Annotated in this window: 19 protein-coding genes; 16 read left to right on the top strand and 3 right to left on the bottom strand. The window is 27.2% G+C overall.

Annotated features, from left to right (window positions below; translation table 11 throughout):
- Window positions 1–47: 47 nt before the first annotated feature.
- The 4 genes from ABCP60_RS07720 to ABCP60_RS07705 all read left to right on the top strand — a co-directional run bounded on the left by ABCP60_RS07720 (window position 48) and on the right by ABCP60_RS07705 (window position 5,632).
- Window positions 48–575 carry a sigma-70 family RNA polymerase sigma factor gene (locus ABCP60_RS07720; protein ID WP_092925260.1) on the top strand — a complete coding sequence of 176 codons (528 nt, stop codon included), beginning with the start codon at window positions 48–50 and terminating at the stop codon, window positions 573–575.
- Entirely contained in the window at window positions 568–1,425 is an 858-nt protein-coding gene (locus ABCP60_RS07715; protein ID WP_166505615.1) for a DUF6241 domain-containing protein, read from the top strand. The genes ABCP60_RS07720 and ABCP60_RS07715 overlap by 8 nt, the downstream gene beginning before the upstream one ends.
- 11 nt (window positions 1,426–1,436) lie before the next feature.
- Window positions 1,437–3,419, top strand: coding sequence for a penicillin-binding transpeptidase domain-containing protein (locus ABCP60_RS07710; RefSeq protein WP_195238230.1), 1,983 nt, complete (start codon window positions 1,437–1,439; stop codon window positions 3,417–3,419).
- A 104-nt stretch (window positions 3,420–3,523) separates the two neighbouring features.
- Window positions 3,524–5,632 carry an adenosylcobalamin-dependent ribonucleoside-diphosphate reductase gene (locus tag ABCP60_RS07705; RefSeq protein ID WP_195238228.1) on the top strand — a complete coding sequence of 703 codons (2,109 nt, stop codon included), beginning with the start codon at window positions 3,524–3,526 and terminating at the stop codon, window positions 5,630–5,632.
- A gap of 214 nt (window positions 5,633–5,846) precedes the next feature.
- Here the strand turns inward: ABCP60_RS07705 and ABCP60_RS07700 are convergent, their stop codons facing one another.
- Window positions 5,847–6,431, bottom strand: coding sequence for a DUF3793 family protein (locus ABCP60_RS07700; protein WP_240275750.1), 585 nt, complete (start codon window positions 6,429–6,431; stop codon window positions 5,847–5,849).
- A 360-nt stretch (window positions 6,432–6,791) separates the two neighbouring features.
- Here ABCP60_RS07700 and ABCP60_RS07695 point away from each other — a divergent pair, with 360 nt between their 5' ends.
- The 9 genes from ABCP60_RS07695 to ABCP60_RS07655 all read left to right on the top strand — a co-directional run bounded on the left by ABCP60_RS07695 (window position 6,792) and on the right by ABCP60_RS07655 (window position 18,187).
- Window positions 6,792–7,520, top strand: coding sequence for a hypothetical protein (locus ABCP60_RS07695; RefSeq protein ID WP_343101556.1), 729 nt, complete (start codon window positions 6,792–6,794; stop codon window positions 7,518–7,520).
- A gap of 186 nt (window positions 7,521–7,706) precedes the next feature.
- The gene (locus tag ABCP60_RS07690) at window positions 7,707–9,200 is read left to right on the top strand and encodes a BCCT family transporter (RefSeq protein ID WP_166505611.1); all 1,494 of its coding nucleotides are present in this window, start codon (window positions 7,707–7,709) and stop codon (window positions 9,198–9,200) included.
- A 58-nt stretch (window positions 9,201–9,258) separates the two neighbouring features.
- Entirely contained in the window at window positions 9,259–9,423 is a 165-nt protein-coding gene (locus tag ABCP60_RS07685; RefSeq protein WP_166505610.1) for a hypothetical protein, read from the top strand.
- A 136-nt stretch (window positions 9,424–9,559) separates the two neighbouring features.
- Complete coding sequence (gene kdpA / locus ABCP60_RS07680; RefSeq protein ID WP_343101555.1) at window positions 9,560–11,302, top strand: potassium-transporting ATPase subunit KdpA; 1,743 nt, start codon at window positions 9,560–9,562, stop codon at window positions 11,300–11,302.
- A 17-nt stretch (window positions 11,303–11,319) separates the two neighbouring features.
- On the top strand, window positions 11,320–13,386 hold the full coding sequence (gene kdpB / locus ABCP60_RS07675) for a potassium-transporting ATPase subunit KdpB (RefSeq protein ID WP_092925274.1): 2,067 nt from the start codon (window positions 11,320–11,322) through the stop codon (window positions 13,384–13,386).
- 20 nt (window positions 13,387–13,406) lie between these two features.
- A complete protein-coding gene (gene kdpC / locus ABCP60_RS07670; RefSeq protein ID WP_092925276.1) occupies window positions 13,407–13,976 on the top strand; it encodes a potassium-transporting ATPase subunit KdpC in 570 nt (189 codons plus the stop codon).
- Window positions 13,977–13,990: 14 nt separating this feature from the next.
- Window positions 13,991–16,687, top strand: a complete 2,697-nt coding sequence (locus tag ABCP60_RS07665; protein WP_195928642.1) for a sensor histidine kinase KdpD — start codon at window positions 13,991–13,993, stop codon at window positions 16,685–16,687.
- Window positions 16,688–16,703: 16 nt separating this feature from the next.
- On the top strand, window positions 16,704–17,402 hold the full coding sequence (locus ABCP60_RS07660) for a response regulator transcription factor (protein ID WP_343101554.1): 699 nt from the start codon (window positions 16,704–16,706) through the stop codon (window positions 17,400–17,402).
- A gap of 155 nt (window positions 17,403–17,557) precedes the next feature.
- Window positions 17,558–18,187 (top strand): DNA-3-methyladenine glycosylase, encoded by a 630-nt coding sequence (locus tag ABCP60_RS07655; RefSeq protein WP_343101553.1) that lies wholly within the window; start codon window positions 17,558–17,560, stop codon window positions 18,185–18,187.
- Between the two features lie 277 nt (window positions 18,188–18,464).
- Here the strand turns inward: ABCP60_RS07655 and ABCP60_RS07650 are convergent, their stop codons facing one another.
- Window positions 18,465–19,079, bottom strand: coding sequence for a hypothetical protein (locus ABCP60_RS07650; RefSeq protein ID WP_092925292.1), 615 nt, complete (start codon window positions 19,077–19,079; stop codon window positions 18,465–18,467).
- A gap of 186 nt (window positions 19,080–19,265) precedes the next feature.
- On the opposite strand from ABCP60_RS07650, the gene ABCP60_RS07645 reads away from it, so the two are divergent.
- The 3 genes from ABCP60_RS07645 (at window position 19,266) to ABCP60_RS07635 (ending at window position 23,069) form a co-directional block, all read left to right on the top strand.
- Window positions 19,266–20,531, top strand: a complete 1,266-nt coding sequence (locus tag ABCP60_RS07645; protein WP_330383727.1) for a SulP family inorganic anion transporter — start codon at window positions 19,266–19,268, stop codon at window positions 20,529–20,531.
- Window positions 20,532–20,674: 143 nt separating this feature from the next.
- Complete coding sequence (locus tag ABCP60_RS07640; RefSeq protein ID WP_092925294.1) at window positions 20,675–21,448, top strand: ABC transporter ATP-binding protein; 774 nt, start codon at window positions 20,675–20,677, stop codon at window positions 21,446–21,448.
- A gap of 1 nt (window position 21,449) precedes the next feature.
- The gene (locus ABCP60_RS07635) at window positions 21,450–23,069 is read left to right on the top strand and encodes a hypothetical protein (protein ID WP_195581584.1); all 1,620 of its coding nucleotides are present in this window, start codon (window positions 21,450–21,452) and stop codon (window positions 23,067–23,069) included.
- Window positions 23,070–23,121: 52 nt separating this feature from the next.
- Here ABCP60_RS07635 and aspD read toward each other — a convergent pair whose 3' ends face one another.
- Window positions 23,122–24,747: an aspartate 4-decarboxylase gene (gene aspD, locus ABCP60_RS07630; protein WP_195238206.1), complete on the bottom strand. Its 1,626-nt coding sequence runs from the start codon at window positions 24,745–24,747 to the stop codon at window positions 23,122–23,124.
- Window positions 24,748–25,465: the final 718 nt, after the last annotated feature.

The raw sequence follows: 25,465 nt of genomic DNA, 5'->3' as shown, positions 1-25,465 counted from the left end.
AGTCTAATAAATGTAATCAGAAATGAAAGTAAGAAGGGAGTAAAAAAGTGGATGAAGTAATACTAGCCGAAAAGGCAATAAAAGGTGATAAAGAAGCTTTTGAGAAATTGATAAATATATACTCAAAAAGACTATACAAGGAAATATATATAAGGTGTAAATATGAGGAAGATGCAAAGGAAATATTTCAAGAAACAGTATATAAAGCATACAAGAATATACAAAAATTAAAAGAGCCTAAGTATTTTAAAACTTGGATAAGTAAAATACTTATAAACACAACAAATGATTATTTAAGAAAAAATGGGATGATAGATTTAGGACATAATGAAAATTCATATACAAAAGAAGTTTTAATAGATGATAAGATTGAAACAAAAATAGATTTATACAATGCTATAGATGAATTAGAAGATAAATATAAAGATGCAATTATACTTAGATATATAGAAGATTTAAAGGTAGAAGAAATATCAAATATACTAGACCGTCCTATTAATACTATAAAAACTCATCTAAGAAAAGCAATAAAAGATATGAAAAGTATATTAAAGGAGGGCTATGGGAATGAGTAAAAAAAATAAAGTTGAAGATAATTTAATTGATATAGATATAGATATAAAAGACATAGATAAAGAAATTAATGATTTTTACATAGATAAAGAAAAAATAGAGTCAATTGAAGTTCCAAGTGACTTAAATATTTTAATAAAAAATGCCATAAATAATGCAGAAAAAGATATTAAGATAGAAAAAAGCAAAAGGAAATTTATGTATATAGCAGCAAGCCTAGGGATTATATTATCTGTTGGTATATATAACCCTGTGCTTGCACACAAGTTACCACCAGTTAAAAATTTCTTCCAAACTATAAATGACACTTTACAAGTAGATGAAATAGCATCTTTTATAGGAGTAGATAAATATATACCAAAAGCTAAGTTAGATGAAAATGGTAGTATAAAGTTTGAAGTAGTAGAAACTACAGAGTACAAGGTAAATAAAACAGATGAAGACTTAAATAAAGAACTTAAAATTTCAGATAAAGAAAAAAATGAAGATATAAAAGAGGAAGATAACGTACAAGTAAATAATTTATATATGCCAAATAGTGAATATCAAAGCATACAGTTTATACATGAAATGGCAAATAGTATTATAAAAGCTATAGATGATAGAAAGTATGGGATGGTAGAGATAACACCTGAAAGTGTAGATATAGCCATAACTTCTTTAGGATATATAAAAGATAATGGTGTTAAGGAATATCTAAATAGACAATTATTAAATTGGAAAAAAGGTGATTTTGATAATGCAGTAGAAGTTCATAACTATGTATGGAATATACTAGGAGGAGAGGTTGGAAAAGCAATAGCTATAAAGCATGATGAGGTAAATAAAATAAAATCTAAATATTTTAAATAGGGGGGATTTTTATGGGGGGATTAAAAAAAATACTTATATTATTAGGGGTAATTATTATGATTACATTATTGTTTGTAGGATGTAGCAATGAAAGTGAAGTAAAACAAATTATAGATAGTTTTACTAAGGATTTAAACGATAGAAAGTTTGATAAATTATATGAAAATATATCTATTAAATCCAAGAAGGAGATATCCTATGAAGAATTTACAAATAGATATGAAAAAATTTATGGCTCAATAAACGCAAGAGATATAAATATAAAAATAAAAGAGATTGATAAAGATTTAAAAATATTAGCATCTATGAGTATAAACACTATCGTAGGCAAATTAGATTATGATAATTTAAATATAAATTTAGTTAAGGAAGATGATAGATATAAAATACTATGGGATGAAAGTTTAATACTACCTAATATGAAAAAAGGAGATTTAGTAAGAGTAGAAACCAAAAAGGCCACTAGGGGAAAAATATTAGATAGAAACGACGAAGAACTAGCAATTGACTCTAATGTAAATTCAGTTTATATACATCCAGAAGTATTTAATAAAAACAAAATAGAAAATATAGACAAGGTAGCAACAATACTAGATATAAGCAAAGAATATATAGAAGATACAATAAAAGATAAGCCAAGTAGCCAGTTAGTACATTTATTAAATGTATCACCGTACGAAAATGATAGAATAAATAATTTGAAATTAATAGAAGGCATTAGTATAAAAGAAGAAGTGTCTAGAGTATATAAAAATAGTGAAGCTTTGGGAAATTTAATTGGATATATAGGAAATATAACAAAAGAAGAATTAGAAAAAAGTAAAGGATATTCACAGACTAGTAAGATTGGAAAAGCAGGATTAGAACAAATATATGAAGATAGACTAAGAGCAATTGATGGAGTAGAGGCTTATCTAAAAAGAGGAAATGAGAAAATAGAAATAGGCAAAGTAAATCAAAGAAATGGAGAAGATATAAAGTTATCTATAGACTCTAAACTTCAAGATAGTATATACAATGAATTAAAAGGAGATAAAGGAGCTTCTATAGCAATTAATCCTCTAAATGGAGAAGTATTAGCTATGGTAAGTTCTCCATCTTATAATTCTAATACACTGGTTACATACAAGACTAAAGAAATAGCTAATAAGTGGGAAAATCAAAATAATATACAGTTTGAAAATCGAGCTAATGATTCATACTCTCCAGGGTCAACTATAAAACTAATTACATCTAGTATTGGATTAGAAAGTGGAGTTATAAATCCTAACGAATACATGGATATAAAGGGGGAGAGTTGGCAAAAGGATAGTAGTTGGGGGAATTATAGCGTAACAAGAGTAAAAGATACAAAAAGACCTGTTAATCTATACGATGCAGTAAAATATTCTGATAATATATACTTTGCAGATAAGGCTATAAAATTAGGAGAAGAAGATTATATAAAAGGTCTTAAAAAATTTGGAATAGGAGAAAAAATTACTTTTGAATATCCTATGCAAAACTCTCAAATATCTAATAATGGGAAATTAGACAATGAAATTCTTTTAGGAGATACAGGATATGGTCAAGGGGAAATTTTAATGACACCACTAGATGTTGTACTTTCTTATAGTGCTTTAGTTAATGATGGAAATATAATGATACCAAGACTTGTTATAAGTGAAAACAAAGAAAGTAAAGTATATAAAAATGCTATAGATAAGAAATATATAGAAGAATTAAAAAAATGCTTTAAAGGTGCTATAAACGATGAAGATTCAACTGGATATCTTGCTAAAATAGAAGGTAAAAATATAATGGGGAAAACTGGAACTGCTGAAATTAAAAATAGTAAAGATGATAATAGCGGTATTAATAATGGATGGTTTGTTGCAGTAAATGAAGATGACCCCAAAATAGCTATATCTATGATAGTAGAGAATATAAATAAATCTACTAGTGAATATGTAGTACCTAAGGTTAAGAATATACTAAATTATTACTTAAACTAAAAGTATATATAAAATTAATTAGTTTTTTATATTAATAATTTAAACTAGATTAAGGAAAGATATTAATAATCAAAATATAAAATATTAATATGAGGGATTAGCTAATGATAAATATAATAAAAAGAGATGGAACAAAAGAGAGCTTTGATAAAAGTAAGATATATAATGCTATTTATAAATCAACTATAAATAGCAAGTTTGATGAAGATAAAGAGTTAGCTATAGATATAGCTAACAAGATAGAAAAAAGTTTAATTAATACAAATAAACCTATAAACGTAGAAGAAATACAAGATATGGTAGAGTTATATCTTATGGAATCAAATAGAAAAGATGTAGCTAAAAAGTACATATTATATAGAGAAAAAAGAGCAAATATAAGATATTCTAAGTGGAAAATGGAAGAGCTTCAAAAGTCTATATGGTCAAACAAATATCAATATAATAATGAAAGCTTTGATGAGTGGCTAGTAAGAGTATCTGGAGGAAATAAAAAAATAGAAAAGCTTATAAGAGAAAAGAAGTTTTTATTTGCAGGAAGAATACTTGCAAATAGAGGTCTTAATAAGTATGGTATAAAAGTAACCTACTCTAATTGTTATGTATTATCTAGACCAAAAGACAATATAGAGTCTATATTCGATACTGCAAAATATTTAGCTAGAACATTTAGTTATGGAGGAGGAGTAGGAATTGATATATCAAATTTAAGACCAAGAGGATCAAGGGTATATAATGCAGCAAAGACTACTACAGGGGCTGTATCATTTATGGATCTTTACTCTATGACAACAGGTCTTATAGGCCAAAGGGGAAGAAGAGGAGCTCTTATGATATCAATGGATGTTAATCATCCTGATATAGAAGAGTTTATAGATATAAAAACAAATTTAGAAAAAATTACTAAAGCAAATATATCAGTTAGAATAAATGATGAGTTTATGAGAGCTGTAGAAAATAAAGAAAAGTTTATTTGTAAATTTTTAGTAAAGGAAACTGATGAAGTTATAAATAAAGAAGTAGATGCATATAGTTTATTTATGAAACTCATACAAAATAATTGGGATTATGCAGAGCCAGGTATCTTATTTTGGGATAATATTAATAAAAATCACTTACTAAGTGAAGATAAAAATTTTAGATATGAAGGTGTAAATCCCTGTGCAGAAGAGCCATTACCAGCTGGAGGAAGCTGTTTACTAGGTTCTATAAATTTAGCTGAGTTTGTAGTTGAGCCATTTACAAAAAAAGCAGTTTTTGATTTTAATAAATTTAAGTCAACTGTACGTGATTGTGTTGTAGGATTAAATGAAGTGTTAGAAGAAGGTCTTAATCTTCATCCTCTAGATATACAAAAAGAGAGTGTAAAAAATTATAGACAAATAGGTTTAGGTGTTATGGGAATAGCGGATATGCTTATAAAGTTAAATTTAGTATATGGAAGTGAAAATTCTATAAACTTATGTGAAAGGTTATCAAAGATTATGTTAAATGAGGCCTTAAAGCAATCAGCAATTCTTTCAAGGGATTATGGAAGTTATGAAAAATATGATGAAGAAGCAGTTTTTAGTTCTAATTTCTTCAAAGAAAATGTTGATGATGATGTTAAGAATTTAATTAGGAAATATGGGCTTAGAAACTCTCAATTATTGACAATACCACCTACAGGCTCTATATCAACTATGCTTGGTATAAGTGGTGGTATAGAGCCAATATTTAACTTATCATACATAAGAAAAACAGAAAGCTTGCATGATGAGGATGTATATTACAAGGTATATACTCCTATAGTAAAAGAGTATATGGATGAATATAATATAGTAAATGAAAAAGATTTACCAAACATATTTGTAACCGCTATGAAGTTAAATCCAGAGGATAGAATAAGAATGCAAAACGCATGGCAAAAACATATAGATGCATCTATATCATCTACAATAAATCTATTTCATGAAGCTACTGTAGATGATGTGTACAATATTTATATGAGTGCTTGGAAAAATAATTTGAAAGGGATAACTATATACAGAGATGGTTGTAAGAGAAGTGGGATATTGGTTAATGAAAAGCCAAAAGATGATAAAAAAGAAAATTTATATGCAGATACAATAGAAAATGAAAAATTTATATGTCCAGAGTGTAAAAGTGAATCTATAATACCATCAGGTGGATGCGGGGTATGTTTGCAATGTGGGTATAGTAAGTGTAACTAATAAAAAGAAATTTTAGCAAATAAATATAATTATAAAATAAATAACGAGGAGATATAGGGGGAGATTCCATGTTAAAATTTATTAAAGAAATAGTAGATGGGTTTATGCGTGGGCAAATGTTGGGATATAGCAGATGAAATATAAAAAAAGAGCTATCTTTATATAAAGATAGCTCTTTTTTTGTTGTATATTTATGTATTTCTGGTTAACTATTTTAAAGAGATGAAAGTATATATTTTACACTTTGAGACTTTAACATATCTCTTAACTTTTCTCTATGGCTTAGAAATTTAGAGTACAAGTCTTCTGAAGGTTTAGGATCACCATATACTCTCCAATATTTAGTGTTATGAAACTTATAACTACCATAACCCATAAATCCTACTACATCTTTAAGTGGATATCCTAAAAATATACCTATTTCATCTGGGAAATCATCTCCCTCTAATTTGTTTATCAAGTGATTAAGGTATAAATCTGTATCTAAATTAGATGGATAACCTAAATATTTTAAAAAGTTATGGATTTTTTTATTATTTAATTGAGTAGATAAGGAGTCTTTATTTATAAATAATAGTTTAAGTCCCTTTTCTTTTTTATCTATTATTATATAATTAATTTTTTTACATAATTTAAAGTGATTTTTTATATCGTTTATTTTATTATCTTTATTTTTATCAAAACTAGGTATACTAAGTATTTCACAAGGCTTAGAACCCATAAGTACAGGACCTAGTATTTCTAATAACCATTTTATATATGATGAATTTATATTAGTTTTACATGAATAACAGTTCAAAACTATCAACTCCTAATGAAAATTATTATCAATTAATTATATTATAGAATAAATGATAATCAATTTCAATGATAAATTTTATTAATTAATAATTTTTAGTATTGAAAATATCACGTTTAGTATTAGGTATAAACATTTTATTATCGTTATATAACTTAAATTAAATGCAAATTTTATTACAATATTCTTACTAAAAGTTTGTTCAAAAATTATAAAAATAATACAGAAATATAGATTAATTTTTATGGCAATTATGGTAAAATAAGAAATTTAAAATGTTAAATTTTTTATAATAATATTTAAGATTTAGTAAATAATAGTAGAGTAAATAATTACATAAAGAAAAATTGGAGGTAAAATATGAAACTAAAAAAACTTATGACAATAGGACTTTCATTAATGTTATCACTTGGAGTAGTAGCATGTAATAACAATGGAAAAAATACAAACGAAAATACAAAAGGTACAAAAGTAGAGACTCCAACAGGAGATAATACTTCTGTAAGAGATAATGATTATGTAACTCAGTACTCAAGATTTTATGGAGATTATATGAATGATTTAAATAATTATAAAGTTTACTTATCTCCACAAAGTGTATCTAAGTACTATGAAACAAATGAGTACCCAGGAAATGAAAAATATTTATCTAATGTAAAAGAAGCATATAAAGATGCAAGAGATAAAACTCAAGCTTTTGTAAATAATTTAAAAAATGATGTAAAAACAGATGATAAAGAATTAGATAAAATGAATAAAGATCTTATAAGAGAAGGCGAAAAAACTATAGCTAATATAGATACAAAATTAAAAAATTTAGATAAAATATCAAAAGAAGATTTAAGTAAGTCAAAAGAAGACTTTATGAGAGTTGTAGATGAAGCAACAAAAACAGATAAAGGTGAAAAAAACCAATTTGAAAAATTATTAGAAGATATGAATAGATCATTAGGAATAGATACTAGTAAATATAACAATACTAATAATAACAACAATAATAATAACAACAATAATAATAACAACAATAATAATAACAACAATAATAATAACAATAACAATATTAATAAAAATGATAATGTTAAAAAGTAATTTTAATAAAAACATCTATAAATCTTTATAGATGTTTTTATTAATACATATAAATTTATATAATTAATTTTTCGGATAGAGTAAAAGAGTACTTCTTAGAAGTACTCTTTTTTATAAAAATCAGTATACAAAATATAGATTTAAGAGAAACTAAATCAGAAATACATTTGATAAGGAGTTTTTCATATGGTTTTTTATATATCCGTAGCAATAATTGGGTTATTTGTATTGTGGGGACTTATATCTCCAAATTCTTTAGCAAGTACAGCTACACTTGCGTTAGCTTTTACAACAGATAAATTTGGATGGATGTTTCTTATAATTACATTTTTAGTATTAGTATTTATGATTGCATTAGCTTTTAGTAAATACGGTAGACTAAGACTTGGGCATGAGGATGATAGACCTGAATTTAGCAATATAACTTGGTTTGGAATGCTATTTAGCGCAGGAATGGGTATAGGTCTTGTGTTTTGGGGAGTAGCAGAACCTTTAGATCATTATATTTATCCTTTATCAGGAATACCAAAACTTACACCTGAAGCTGCTAATGCTGCTATAACTTTTTCATTTTTTCATTGGGGACTTCATGCATGGGCTATATACTCTTTAGTAGGACTTACTATAGCTTATTTTAGATTTAGAAAGGACAAAAAGTTACTTATAAGTCAGACTCTATCTCCAATTATAGGAGGTGATTTGAATTCTCCACAATCTAAGTTTATAGATATTCTTGCAATAATAGCAACGGCATTTGGAGTTGCTACATCTTTAGGTCTTGGAGCCATGCAAATAAACGGAGGACTTAACAATTTATTTGGAATAAATATAAATATATTTAATCAGATAATAATAATAATAATATCTACTATATTATTTTTAATATCTTCAACAACTGGACTTGAAAAAGGAATTAAAATACTTAGTAATATAAATGTAGGTATAGCTGTATTACTTTTAATATTTGTATTTATACTAGGACCAACAGCAAATATACTTGAGGTATTTACTAATAATTTAGGAAATTATCTTCAAAATATTATATCTATGAGTTTGAGATTAACACCATTTGAAGAATCAAATTGGATAGCCAATTGGACATTATTTTACTGGGCATGGTGGATAGCTTGGTCACCTTTTGTTGGTGTATTTATAGCAAGGGTATCTAAAGGAAGAACCATAAGAGAATTTATAATAGGAGTATTATTAGTACCATCTTTATTTAGTTGTATATGGTTTGCTGTATTTGGAGGAACTGCATTAAGCTTAGAGATAAATACCAATCTAGCACTACTTGAAGCATTAAAAGCAGATATGAGTTCAACTTTATTTGTAATGTTAGAGAGTTTGCCATTTGGATATATTATAAGCATAATAGCAACGATACTTATACTTACTTTTTTCGTATCATCGGCAGATTCAGCAACTTTTGTATTAGGTATGTTTAGTGCTAAAGGTTCTATGGAACCAACTAATAAGGTAAAATTAGTCTGGGGAATACTTCAGGCATTAGTTGCAGTAGCACTACTTCTTAGTGGAGGACTTCAAGGACTTCAAACAATGTCAATAGTTACGGCACTTCCATTTAGTATAATATTAGTACTTATGATGCTATCTTTTATAATGGAACTTAGGAAAGAAAAAATATATAAAATACCAAAGCACCCTAAAAAGCACTAGTATTAAAATATACAAATAAGAAAAAATATAAACGATATTACTTTTAAGGAGTGACATTATGAATAATAACAAAAAATGTGAAGGAAATAACCAATGGTCAGGTTCTAATGAATGTGTAACTAATAAAGCTAATAGAAATAAAAAAGACGCTACTAATAATGAGTGGACGTCAACTTTAAAAAATGTTTCTGATAGTAGTAAAATATATAATGATAAAAAATAGCAAAAAGTACCTAGATTAATCTAGGTACTTTTTTATTTAATCTTTATACAATCTTAATGTATATAGAATTATATTAACATTCATTTTATATAAAAAATAATAGAATAATCATATACAAAAATTAGGAGGAGAAAAAATGAGTAGCATTGTAATTCAAGTAATATTTTTTATAGCAATAGTTTTATTGCTAGCAAAACCTTTGGGAATTTATATATCTAAGGTATTTAAAGGTAAAAGAGTATTTCTAAGTAAAGTAATAAAACCTATAGAAAAATGGATATATAAAGTTCTTAAAATAAATGAAAATGAAGAAATGTCAGGTAAAGAATATATTTTAAGTTTAATGGCATTTAGTGTCATTAGTTTATTATTTGTTATGTTTTTACAAATGATTCAGTATATATTACCACTAAATCCTGAAAAATTAAGTAATGTAAATTGGGATTTAGCTTTTAATACAGCAGCAAGCTTTATAACTAATACAAATTGGCAAGCATATAGTGGAGAGACTACATTAAGCTATATGTCTCAAATGTTAGGTCTAACAGTTCAAAACTTTGTATCAGCAGCAGTTGGGATAAGTGTACTTATTGTTTTAATAAGAGGATTTAAGAGAACTAAATGTTCTAAACTAGGAAACTTCTGGGTAGATTTAATAAAATCGACTTTATATGTGCTGATACCTTTATCTATGGTACTTGCAATATTCTTAACAACTCAAGGAGTAGTGCAAAACTTTAAACCTTATCAAGAAGTAAGCTTAGTAGAAGAAATAGTTTTAGATGATAAAAGTACAGTAGATACTCAGATTATTCCAGGAGGTCCTGCAGCAAGCCAAATAGCAATAAAACAATTAGGAACAAATGGAGGAGGATTCTTTGGAACGAATTCAGCACATCCACTTGAAAACCCAACATTATTATCAAATATAGCTCAAGTAGTATCAATTATATTAATACCAGCAGCATTATGCTTTACATTTGGTGACATGGTAAAAGATAAAAAACAAGGAACCACACTTTTATCTGCAATGATAGTAATATTTGTAATAGCTATGGCAACAACTATGTATTATGAATACAAGTCAACTCCAGAATTAGTAAATAATCCGTATATATACAGTGAGATAGATGATAATCAGTCTGGAGGAAATATGGAAGGAAAAGAGGTTAGATTCGGAGTTACGAATTCTGCTATATGGGGGGTAACAACAACATCAGCATCTAATGGTTCTGTAAACTCTATGCATGATTCTTTCACACCAATAGGAGGAATGATTTTAACACTACTTATGCAGCTAGGTGAAGTAGTATTTGGAGGAGTTGGTTGTGGACTATATGGCATGTTAGCGTTTGTAATATTAACAGTATTTATATCAGGTCTTATGGTAGGTAGAACTCCTGAGTATCTAGGAAAGAAAATAGAACCTTTTGAAATGAAGATGGCATCTATTTTAATAATAACTACTCCAGTCTTGGTTTTAGTTGGAACTGCTATGGTTTGTATGTTACCAAATGCAAGTGATTTATTAAATAATAGTGGAGCTCATGGATTTTCAGAAATATTATATGCATTAAGCTCTACAGGAAACAATAATGGTAGTGCATTCGCAGGATTTGGTGCAAATAATGTATTCGTAAATTTATTAACAGGTATAGTAATGTTACTTGCTCGCTTTATACCTATAATATTAATAATAAATATAGCAGAGTCTTTAGCTAGCAAAAAAATAGTTCCACAAAGTTCAGGTACATTAGCCACTAACAACACATTATTCGTATTTTTATTGGTAGGAGTAGTACTTATGATAGGTGCATTAAGTTTCTTACCATCTTTAGCACTTGGACCAATAGCAGAACACTTGAGCATGATATTTTAATATAAGGAGATAAGATTATGGGTGATTTAAATAAGACTTTCATAAATAAAGATATTTTAAAAGGGGCTATTAAAGATTCTATAAAAAAATTAGATTTCAAGAATCAACTAAAAAATCCGGTAATGTTTATAGTTTATGTAGGTTCCATAATAACTAGTATTATAAGTGTTTTATCTATTTTTAACATAACAAATGACAATACACCATTTACTATAACAATTAGTATATTTTTATGGTCAACAGTGTTATTTGCAAATTTTGCAGAAGCAATAGCAGAAGGTAGAGGAAAAGCACAAGCAAGTAGCTTAAGAGCTGCTAAAAAGGACGTTTTAGCTAAAAAGCTCAAAGAGTGTAACATAGATAGTGAATTTGAAATGATTCCATCTAATTTACTAAAAAAAGGAGATATAGTTTTAGTAGAAGCAAATAACCAGATACCAGCAGATGGAGATGTTATAGAAGGAGTGGCATCTGTTGATGAAAGTGCTATAACAGGTGAGAGTGCACCAGTTATAAGGGAATCTGGTGGAGATAGATGCGCAGTAACCGGTGGAACAACGGTGGTATCAGACTACTTAATAGTAAAAGTTACATCAAATGCAGGTGAAAGTTTCTTAGATAAAATGATTGCTATGGTTGAAGGGGCACAAAGAAAAAAAACTCCAAATGAAATAGCTCTTCAAACTTTACTAATAGCGTTAACAGCAATATTTTTAGTAGTTACAATTACACTATATCCATTTAGTAGATTTGCTGTAAATCAAAATGGAGTAGGAAGTGTAGTTTCTATAACATCTTTAGTAGCCTTATTAGTTTGTCTAGCACCTACTACAATAGGAGCACTACTTTCCTCAATCGGTATTGCAGGAATGAGTAGATTAAATAATAAAAATGTATTAGCAACATCAGGAAGAGCTATAGAGGCAGCAGGTGATGTAGACATTTTACTTCTAGATAAAACAGGTACTATAACTTATGGAAATAGACAGGCAAGTGAATTTATACCTCTTAAAAATGTAGATATGGAGGAGTTTGTTTATTATACTGAATTAAGTTCTACACTAGATGAAACTCCAGAAGGAAGAAGTATAGTAATACTTGCAAAAAAGGATAAGGCAATAAATGGAAAATACTTAGATGTTAAAAATCCTGAATTTGTTCCATTTTCTGCAAAAACTAGAATGAGTGGTACTAATATAGGTCAAGACAAGATAAGAAAAGGGGCAGCAAGTGCTATTAAAGAATTCGTAGAAAATATGGGAGGTAATTATCCAAAGGAATGTGATGAGATAGTAGAGTCAATATCTAAAAAGGGAGGAACTCCTTTAGTAGTTTGTAAAAATGAAAAAGTATTAGGCGTAATATATCTAAAAGATATACTAAAAAAAGGTGTATCTGAAAAATTTAACGATTTAAGAAAAATGGGAATAAAGACTATTATGATAACGGGTGATAATCCATTAACAGCAGCAGCTATTGCAGCAGAAGCTGGAGTAGATGATTTTTTAGCAGAAGCAACTCCTAAAGCTAAGCTTGATTTAATACATGAATATCAAAGAAAAGGGCATTTAGTAGCAATGACAGGAGATGGAAGTAATGATGCCCCAGCACTTGCACAAGCAGATGTTGCAGTTGCAATGAATACAGGAACCCAAGCTGCTAAAGAGGCTGGTAATATGGTAGACTTAGACTCAAGTCCAACAAAGTTAATAGAGATTATAAAAATAGGTAAACAGTTATTAATGACTAGAGGAGCTCTCACAACTTTTAGTATAGCAAATGACATAGCAAAATATTTTGCTATAATACCACCACTATTTATAGGTATATATCCTCAACTTGATAAATTGAATATAATGAATCTATCTAGCCCAGAAAGTGCAATAATGAGTGCTGTTATATACAATGCACTTGTAATTATAGCGTTAGTTCCTCTTGCTTTAAAGGGAGTTAAATACATAGAGCTTCCTGCTAGTAAGTTATTATCAAAAAACTTAATGATATATGGTGTCGGAGGCATTATCACACCATTTATATTTATAAAATTAATAGATATGCTTATAAGCATGATTATGTTTATATAGTTAAATAAGGAGAGTTTAATATGGAATATATAAAAAAAGCATCTTTAATATTTATAATAATGACAGTAATAACAGGAATTTTGTATCCAGTTACAGTAACAGCTTTTGCACAAATATTTGTACCGTACAAGGCAAATGGTAGTATAATAAAAGAAGATGGTAAAAGCATAGGTTCAGAAATATTAGGACAAAACTTTACTAGCCCAGATTACTTTTGGTCAAGACCATCAGCAACTTCAGACTATCCATATAATGGATTAAGTTCTGCTGGAAGTAATATGTCCCCAACAGGAGAAGATTTTGAAAAAGTAATAGATGAAAGAGTAAAATTATATAAAAAGTATGAAGAAAATAGTGATAAGAAAATACCTGTTGATTTAGTTACAGCATCAGGAAGTGGATTAGACCCACATATATCATTAAAAGGAGCAATATATCAAGTAGATCGTGTAGCAAAATATAGTAAAGTTTCGAAAGAAAAATTATTAGAATTAATAGATAACAATACAGAAAAGAAATTTATGGGTATATTTGGAGAAGATAAAGTTAATGTATTAAATCTTAACTTAGATTTAGAAAAAATCAAATAGTTAATGGGGGAAATATGAATAGACCAGATCCAGAAAGTTTATTATCAAAATTAAATAGTGAAGAAGAAAAGTCAAAAAGAGGTAAATTGAAAATATTCTTTGGGTATGCAGCAGGAGTAGGTAAAACCTACTCCATGCTTGAATCTGCACATACTCTAAAAGAAAATGGAGTAGATGTAGTAGTAGGATATGTAGAACAACATTCAAGAAAAGAAACTCTAGCTTTAATAGATGGACTAGAGGTTTTAGACATAAAAGAAGTAAAGTATAAAAATATAGTTTTAAAGGAATTTAATTTAGATTTAGCTCTTAAAAGAAACCCAGAAATAATATTAGTAGATGAGTTGGCACATACAAATGCTAAAGGATGCAGGCATGCTAAAAGATGGCAAGATATAGAGGAACTTCTAATGGCAGGAATTGATGTATATACTACAGTAAATGTACAGCATTTAGAAAGTTTAAATGATATAATTGAAATTGTTACCAATGTATGTGTAAAAGAAACTATCCCAGATAAAATAATAGATTTATCATCACAACTTGAGTTAATAGATGTAGAACCGGATGTGTTGTTAGAGAGATTTAATCAAGGTAAAATATACAAAAAAGAACAAGCAATAAGAGCACAAGAAAATTTTTTTACTAAAGATAATTTAATAGCACTAAGAGAATTGGCACTTAGAAAAACAGCACAAAAGGTAAATAAAGAGGTTGAAATAACTAGACTATCAAAAGGAAAAGAAATAGTAATCCCAACCTCAGAAACAATACTTGCATGTGTTTCACCATCGCCATCATCTCAAAAAATACTTAGAACTGCATCTAGAATATCACAAGCATCGTTATCAAAATTAATAGCTATACATATAAAAAATCCAAGCCAGAAAGAAATGTCAAAAGAAGCAAAAAAACAGTTAGAAAATAACCTAGAACTTGCAAAAAAACTAGGTGCTGAGATTGTGCTTTTACATGGCGATAATATGGTGGAAGATATTTTAAGATTTGCAAAAATGAGAAATGTAACCAAAATTATAATAGGTAGAAATCATAGAACTCATAGTATATTTTCTAAATTTGTTAAAAAAGATATAGTAGATAAATTAATAGATGAAGCTGACTACATAGATATACATGTAATACCTTATAAAGGAAGAAGCAGTAATAGATATATAACTAAAAATGAAAGTAGTTTAATATCAAAGATTAAAGTAAGTAGTCTTGATATAATAAAATTATTATGCATAACAATAGTAGTTACGGTAATATCTTCTGTATTAAAATATATGGGATTTATACAAGAAAATATATATTTAATTTATATACTAGGTGTTGCTTTAGTATCTGTTGTTACAAAAGGATATACAGCGGGAATAATAAGCTCAGTTATAAATGTAATCCTTTTAAATTACTTATTTACAGAACCTTTTTATACTTTAGATATTGATGATCCAAATCATATAATAACACTAGTTGTATTTTGTATAGTAGGTATAATAACATCAACACTTACATCAATAATACAACAGCAAGTTGAAATATATTCAAAAAGAGAACAAAATACTCATATGTTATATGAAATAAATAGAAGCTTCTTGAGATTATCGAATAAAGAAGAAATTATAAAAAAAGGATTAGAATTACTTTCGGTAGGTCTTGATAAAAATGTAGTATGTTATATAAAGGATAAGAAGCAAAAAGAATTAAAATTATATAAGAATATAAAAAATAAAGAAAATGAAGAGATTTTTATATCAGAGTCTGAAAAGGCAGTAGCTAAATGGGTATTTAACAATAGTACTATTGCCGGAAATGGTACAGCTACATTACCAGGATCTAGAGGTTTTTATATGCCTATAATTGGTATGAATGAGACTTTAGGTGTTATAGGTATTTCTTCTTTAGGTAAAAAGATAGATAATGAGGATATATGCCTAATAGAAGCGGTAATAGCACAAATGGCTATATCTATAGACAGAGAGATATTAGCAGAAGTGCAAAAAGAAGCTAGCCTTGAAATTGAAAGTGAAAGATTAAGAAGTAGCCTATTAAGAGCAATATCCCACGATTTAAGAACACCACTTGCAGGAATAAGTGGTGCAGTTAGTACTATCATAAAAAATAAAGATGCAATAAATGAAAGTATAATAGATGAGTTGTTACATGGAGTATTTGAAGATACTCAATGGTTAATAAGGTTAGTTGAAAACCTACTTAGTATGACAAGGATAGATGAAGGAAAGCTTGAAGTTAAGAAAAATCCAGAAATGATAGAAGAAGTTATATCAGAGGCTTTATCCCATATAAAAAAGAGGATACAATATATAAAACTTAAGATAGATATACCAAATGAAATACTGTTTGTTCCTATGGATGCTAAACTTATAGAACAAGTATTAATAAATTTAATAGATAATGCTATAAAATATTCTAAAGAGGAGTGTGAAATAAATATAAAGGTTTATGAGGAGGGAGAATATATTGCTTTTGAGGTAAAAGACAATGGACCGGGTGTTTGTGAAAATGTTATAGATAATATTTTTGATAGATTTTTTACTGGTGAAATAAAATACAGCGATTCTAGAAAAGGAGTTGGGCTAGGTCTTTCCATATGTAAGTCTATAATAAATGCCCATAAAGGTGATATAAGTGTAAAAAATAATAAAGACAAAGGAGCAACATTTAAATTCATACTTCCAAAAGAAGACTAGACAGAGGGGAAATAAAATGAGTAAATATCTTATATTAATTATAGAAGATGACAGTACAATAAGAAAATTTATAAATGCATCACTAACAACACAAGACTATATGGTTAAAGAAGCAACAACTGGTAAAGAAGGTATATCTCTTTGTATGTCTTACTCTCCAGATGTCATATTACTAGATTTAGGTCTTGAAGATATAGATGGTATAGAGGTCATAAAAAATATAAGAAATTTGAGTGATGTACCTATAATAGTAGTATCAGCAAGAGAACAAGATAGAGAAAAAGTAGAAGCTTTTGATATGGGAGCAGATGATTATATAACAAAGCCATTTTCTGTAGCTGAACTATTAGCTAGGATTAGAGTAGCTATTAGACATTCGCAAAAAAATAAGCCTAAGGCTATAATTAAAAATAATTTTGATTATAAAGATTTATATATAGATTTTGACAAAAGGAAGGTAACAATTAAAAATGAAGAAATACATCTAACTCCTATTGAATATGATATATTATCTTTACTTGTAAGATATCATGGTAAAGTTCTTACACACAAGTTTATTGCAAAAGAAATATGGGGAAGTACGCTTGGAGGTGAAATAAAATCATTAAGAGTATTTATGGCAACGATAAGAAGAAAAATTGAAAAAGAACCAGCAAATCCAGAATATATAATAACTGAAATAGGTATAGGATATAAGTTAAATGATGAATTATAAAAAGAATAATAAAAAAGAGTACTTAGTCTAAATAGAATAGTACTCTTTTTTTATAGTAAAATTAAATGTATCTAATATAGATATTAAATTTATTCAATTTGATACATACTAATCATATGACATTAAAATATATAAAAAACAAGGAGGTATAATATTTGAATAAAGATTTTTTTAATAAAGATGGTATAGAAGTGGCTAAAGGTATATTAGGTAAATATTTAATAAGAAAATACAACAATGAAACCATAGTAACAAAAATCGTAGAAACTGAAAGCTACATGGGAAAAGATGATAAAGCATCACATGTATATAATGATAAAAAAAGCAATAGAACAGCACCTCTTTATTTAGAAGGCGGTCATATATATGTATACTTAATATATGGTATGTACAATTGTTTAAATATATCTGCAAACAAGGAAAATATACCAGAATGTGTACTTATAAGAGCAGTAGAACCTATTAAAGAAATAGATGAGATATCTTTTAATAGATATAAAAAACATTATAAAGACTTAAATTCATATCAGAAAAAAAATATAGCTAATGGACCAGGAAAGCTTTGTATGGCACTTAATATAGGAAGAGATTTAAATAATAAAAGTATACTAGGTGAAGAACTTTTTATAAGTGATTTTTATTATGAAGGCAATAAGAAAATATATAGCAGTAATGATTTTGAAATAATACACAGTAAAAGAGTTAACATAGACTATGCTAAAGAAGCTAAAGATTATTTGTGGAGATTTTATATAAAAGACAATAAATTCGTCTCTGTTAAATAAATGTGAGTTTATGGTACAATTATATAGATAATAAATTAATAAAGGGGATATTATGAGGGAAAATACAAGACGATCTTAGAAATTATGATTTAGTGAAAAGCTGAAGTTAAATTTAGACATGAAAAACATGATAATGATTAAATAAATATTAATTTAGGAGTATATCAGTAAAATTTTAAATATAACTTAATTTATTAAAAATAATAAAAAAGGGTAGATTCATAGATTTAAATTTTAATCTATAAATGTACCCTTTTTTATATAAAAACACATTAATTTAAGCAATTTTAAAATATTTTTTATTCATTAAATCTTCATATATGTGAAGGTCTTTTTTATTTATTCTAAGAGTCTTAGATATACTACCATAGTATAGTGTAAGATCTACATATTTAGAACCAGCCACTAAATAACCAAACTTATAACCAGTAAGTTCATCCCAAGAATGTAAAACTCCATCATTAAATATTATGCCTTCATCAAATACTTTATTTTTAGTATTATTATGTTCAAGTATAGACACAAATAAAAGTAGTAAAGATATTAATATAAAAGTTAACAAACTTAAAAATATAAATTGTTGCTTAAAAGAAACATTAAAAAAGTTATATAATGTACTAAATCTAAAATCATTTAATGCAGGTAGTATATAAAATATAAGTAAAAGTGCTAAAAAAGAATAATCTGTAATTTCTTTACAGTCAACATTTATTATATGAGTAACTTGTTTTTTAGAATGATTTCTATTAATAGGCACTTTTATAGAATAATATATAGCAAATAGATTAACACAAATTATTGGAATTATAAAAATAGTTATATTCTGTATCATTATAGATGATATGAAAAATATGAATAAGAATATAAATAATCGTCTAAATATTTTAGTCAAAATAGACACCTCCACAAAATTATCATAAGCATATTATACCACTAAAAATTATAAAAACATAATTTGAAAACTAATAAATAGGGATGTATAAAATTTTTAAAATAAATATAAGAAATTTTTTTGACTTTATTGTAAAGTAGGAGTATTATGTATAAGGATGAAATTTATTGGAGGGAAAAACAGAATATGTCGCCAAAGTTATTTACAATGTTTAAGCAAAATGAATTAAGTGGTGAGCAAGTGAGAAAAGATATAGTAGCAGGATTTATAGTAGCAATTATAGCATTACCATTATCAATAGCTCTTGCTATATCTTCAGGTGTATCACCAGAAAAAGGTCTTATTACTGCAATATTTGCAGGATTTATCATATCTTTCCTTGGAGGAAGTAAAGTTCAAATTGGAGGGCCAACAGGAGCCTTTGTTGTAATAGTCTATGGTATTGTGAAAATGTACGGTATGGATGGTCTTATAACAGCAACTATTATGGCAGGTATACTTCTTGTAATAATGGGTCTTTTAAAATTTGGAAATCTTATAGAATATGTTCCTCATACTGTTACAGTAGGATTTACTAGTGGTATAGCAGTAACTTTACTTATAACTCAAATCAAAGATTTACTAGGTCTTAAAATAAATGATGTTCCAGCAGAAGCTATAGGAAAAATAGAAAGCTACATACATAATATAAATACATTTGATATGATGACTTTCATAGTGGGTATAGCATGTATATTAATTATGATATACTGGCCAAAAATAAATAAAACTGTACCAGCATCTATAATAGCATTAATACTTTCAACAGTAGTTGTAAATGTTTTTAGCTTAAATGTAGACACTATAGGAAGTGTATATACTAACATATCAGCAAGCATACCAATGCCAAGTGTGCCAAGTTTTAGTATAGATAAAATAGTATCCTTAATACAACCAGCTATAACTATAGCAGTATTAGCTGGGATAGAATCACTTCTTTCTTGTGTAGTATCAGATAATATGATAAATGACAAACATGATTCTAATATGGAGCTTGTAGCACAAGGACTTGGAAACATAGCATCAGCACTATTTGGTGGGATACCAGCAACTGGAGCAATAGCAAGAACAGCAGCGAATGTAAAAAATGGTGGGAAAAGTCCTATATCAGGTATGGTACATGCAATAACTCTTCTTTTAATAATGGTAGTTTTAATGCCACTTGCAAAAATGATACCTATGACAGTTTTATCTGCGATATTAATAATAGTATCTTATAATATGGGTGAGTGGAAAGAAATGAAAGAAATGATGAGCTTACCTAAAAAAGATGTAGTAGTTCTTTTAGCTACATTTATATTAACTATAGTATTTGACTTAGTTATCGCTATAGCAGTTGGAATGACTATACATATAGTAGCTAACATAGTACTTAAGAATAAAGTTGATAGTGAGATAGAAGATGTAGCATAAATTATAAAAAATACTACCTAATTAGGTAGTATTTTTGTTTACTAAGAGATTAAATATTTTTAAAATCGTGAGTTTAACTTAGTTTGTTAGATAGATATACCTATGTTATAATTAGATGTAAAACGTATTCAGGGAGGTAGAATATGAATGTTATAGAAATAAAAGACCTAAGGATGAATTACGGTCAAAAAGAAGTTTTAAAGGGGATCAATCTAAATATAGATAGGGGAAATATTATAGGGTATATAGGATCAAATGGAGCAGGTAAAAGTACTACTATAAAAATACTACTGGGATTAGTTAAGGGATATAGCGGTAGCGTATATATATTTGGGAATGATATAGAAGATATTAATAATAAATATAAAAATAAAATAGGTTATGTTCCTGAAGTAGCCAAAGTCTATGAAAGTTTAACAGCTAGAGAATACTTAACTTTTATTGGCCAAGTGTATGGGCTAAGTTATGAAAAGAGTGATAAAAAAGCTAGAAGGCTTATGGAAATACTTAAAATAGAACATGCTTATGAGTCTAGACTATCATCATTTTCAAAAGGAATGAAGCAAAAGGTAGTTATAATAAGTTCAATGCTTCACAATCCAGACATATTATTTTTAGATGAACCATTAAGTGGACTTGATGCTAATAGTGTACTTTTAATAAAAGAAATACTACACAAATTAAAGCAAGAAGGAAAGACTATATTTTACTCATCTCACATAATGGAAGTTGTTGAAAAAATAAGCGATAGAATAATACTTCTAGATAAAGGAAATATTGTAGCAGATGGTAACTTTGAACAAATAAAAAATACTAATTTTGAAGGTTCTTTAGAAGAGATATTTAACCAGCTAACAGGATTTGAGGAACATTCAAATTTGTCTGATGAATTTATAAAAGTATTAAAAGAGGTGTAGCATGAAAGACTCTTTTATTTTAAAAATACTAGATATATTTAAATATTTATATACTAAAGCTGGTGTAAATTATAGTTTAATGCGACTTATAGTTAAGCATAAACTTATAATGGATGGTAGACGTGGGCAACGCAATATAAGTAGCAATGAAGAAGGTAAAGATAAAAATAACTTTTATATAAGCTTAATAATATATGCAATTGTTGGGTTAGCATCAGCACCTATTATAACACTAGATATTAACCCTATTGTAAAAATGAGTTTATATTTTAGTTTTTTTATGGTTATGATCTTAAGTGTATTTGTATCAGATTTTTCAAGTGTAATACTTGATATAAATGATAAAGATATATTAGAAACTAAAGGCGTAGATGTAAAAACTCTAAATGCAGCTAAATTTACACATATATTCATATATATGACATTACTTAGCTTATCAATAAGTATAGCAGCTATACTTTGTAGTATTAGATATGGTATTAAGTTTATATTATTATTTATACTAAATATATTTTTAATAAATGTATTTATGATTATAGTTACTGCCATAATGTATTTTGTCATATTAAAGTTATTTAGCGGAGAAAGGCTAAAGGATGCCTTAAATGCTTTTCAAGCTTTATTTATATTGGTATTTATACTAGGATATCAAGTTGTGGCAAGAGCATTTACCTTTGTAGATTTACAATTTGTATATGAACCAAAGTTTTGGAATTTACTACTTCCTCCTATGTGGTTTGGTTCAAGCTTTAATCTTTTATATAATATAGATGTAAATAATTTAATTATAATCATGAGTGGATTAGCTATTGTAGTTCCTATAGTATCTATATTCGTATATGTAAAGCTAATACCAAGATTTGAATATAACCTTCAAAAATTAAATGATAATACTTATGTCAATAAAAAATTTAAAGAAAAATTAAGTATAAAAGTTAGCAAACTAATATGTAAAGATAAAGAAGAAAGAGCATTCTTTAACTTTGTATATGATGTTCTTAAAAAAGATAGAGAGTTTAAAACAAAAGTATATCCATCATTAGTTATGGGGGCATTTATGCCATTTTTAATGATGATTAGTAGCTTTAGGAGTGATAATAATTTTTTAACAGAACTTAGATCTGAGCCATCATATCTATTAATGTACTTTTTTGTGCTTATGAGCCAAAGTATATTAACAACTCTGAAATTTTCTAAAGAATATGAAGCTAGTTGGATATATGATATACTTCCGATAAATAATAAGAAAAATATATATACAGCAGCTTTTAAAGCTAGTATATATCTTTTAGTACTTCCTTTATTTATATTAATGAGTATAGGATTTATAATAATATTATCACCAAAAGTTATAGTAGATTTAGCAATAGGATTTGTAGCTACTGTATTATCATCAATGATTACTTTTAAATTAAATGAAAAGCATATGCCATTTACTTGTGAATATCAAAATACTAATACAGCATCAAACATAGGAACTATGATAAAATCCATGGTGTTTGTTGGTGTAATAGCATTAGGCCATTTCTTACTTAGTAGTAGCATATTTTTAAAAATAACTTATTTAATAGGCTTAGTAATTTTAGTTAGGTTAATATGGAATAAAGTATTTGAAGTATAAATAATTATATAAAAAGAGTAATCTTAATAAATTAAGATTACTCTTTTTGTTTTTAGGCTTTTTTATATTCATTAAAGTAGTTATCTAGTACTTTTTTAAGAGAGTGACCTATTTCAGAATAGGCATCATCAAATAGATTAGCAAGTGATATTCTTATAGACCACTTAGGTCCAGCAAATCCACCTCCACCTAGTAAAACTATTGATGATTCCTCTGCTAAATCAAATAATATATCCACAGGATTGTAATTAATCTCTAAGTAATAAGAAAAATCTTCTCCATAGTAGTCTTTAGCTAAATCTAATACATCAAATTGAGTATAGTATGATGCATCATTTTTATCAAATTCTAAATCCATACCAAGACTATCAAATAATAACTTTTTACGAGTTCTACATATGTCTATTGTAAGGTTTTTGTATGAATCGTCATTATCCATAAGAGATACTAATGATAAAAATGCCATTTGAACTTGTTGCGGAGTAGAAAGACCAGCAGTATGGTTTAGTGCAACTTGTCTACTATCTGCGACTAATCTATCTATAAATGGCACTTTTTCTGGATTAGTATTCATATCAGCATATCTTTTATTAGTTCTTTTTCTTATAGAGTATGGAAGTTCATTTATAAGTTTATCAAATACATTGTTGTGATGCAGTGCTAAAGTACCTAATCTCCAACCTGTTACACCAAAATATTTAGAATATGAATAAGCACCTATTGTATTGTATGGTAATTCCGACATTAAAGACTTAAATCCATGGACAAAAGTTCCATAAACATCATCAGATATAATCATTAAATCAGGATTATAATTTTTAACTATATTTACTATTTTACTAGTACTTTCAGGAGATATAGCCATTGATGGTGGATTACTAGGATTTACAACAAATAGAGCTTTTATATCTTTATCACAAAGCTTTTCAAGTTCTTTATCAGTGCATTGCCATGTATGTTTTCCATCAGGCGTTTTCTCATCTGCATTTATATATACAACATCAAATTCATATCTTGGTAGATGAGGTATTTCTAAATATGGAGTAAATACTGGTGTCATTATAGCTATTTTATCTCCTTTTAAAAGTAGATTATTAGCTATTAATGAGTCAAATACATAACACATTGCAGCAGTAGCACCCTCAACAGCAAAAATGTCAAAATCTCCACCTTTTAAAGTATCGTATTTAAGCTCTTTAGTTAAATAAGCCTTAACTATTTTTTCTATATGAATAAGCATTCTATCTGGAAATGGGTAGTTATCCCCAATTATTGCATCAGTTATTTCATGTAAAAAATCATCAGAATTAAATCCTAATTCGTATACGCAAAACTCAACCATTTTACGTAGAAAATCTACTTCTGGAAGATTAGGGTTATTATCTAGATATGTAAAAAATCTTTTAGATATATCTTTTTTTCTTGGCATACCAGATAAAGGTCCATTATTCCAAGTGTGTTTACTTTCTTCAATAGCAAAATGCCCAAAAGTGAAAAATGCGTTACGAGGAGCATGTGCTATCCAGTTAGGATTACCTCTTCCCGCATCAAGTAATGTACGTGTACTTTTCTTAGAAGGATTAGTTGCTAATTCTAAAAGTTTGTTTTTAAATTCAAATGGACTGATTTTTCCATAGATGTTTTCTAGTTCTTGTCTCTTAATATTAATCGGTTCCATGATAGTATCTCCTTAATTTAATTATATGACATTTATCTCTTTTTTATAGCACATTAGAAATTATAATCATTTTAAAGTTTAGATTAGATAAAATCTTTGTACATGCACTTTTAGAAAGTTTTCATTTATAAAATATAAAATTTTAAAAAAGGCTTTCTTATTTAAGATAATTATAATAAAATTGCTTTAAAAAGACAATATAATACATATAAACTGCTTAAAATATAAATAAAAAGTATGTATATACTAAAAATATTAAAGTTTATAAATGGTTTTATTAATATAATATCTTATTTAATTAATTAATATACTAAATAAATGAAATGCGAAAAATCTGAAAAGTCATAAAATTGTCTAAATTGTTGACTAAGTTAAATAAATAATTATAATAAGAAGTTAAGTGTTATAGGAGCTATAAGTTTAGCAAATATTATAAATACTATTATAACTAGTATTATATCTAGAAAAAGAGAAATAGGTATACTTTAAGCTATAGGCATGAGTGATAAATAATTACTTAAAATGCTAAAGTTAGAAGGGTCATTTTACACATTTATTACTCTAATTTTATCATTTAGTGTAGGGATTGTTATTGGATATATAGTATATAAAGTTATGAAAAATAGTGGGGTGTACTATGTAGTTTATAAATTCCTGTAATAGCAATGTTTTAGTTCATTTATAGGAAAATTTATAAATAAGTTATTTAACAAAGAGT

This window comes from Romboutsia sp. MSSM.1001216sp_RTP31141st1_G3_RTP31141_220114 (assembly GCF_039031195.1).
GTDB lineage: Bacteria > Bacillota > Clostridia > Peptostreptococcales > Peptostreptococcaceae > Romboutsia_C > Romboutsia_C hominis.
This window is presented reverse-complemented; position numbering and strand designations above follow the sequence as displayed.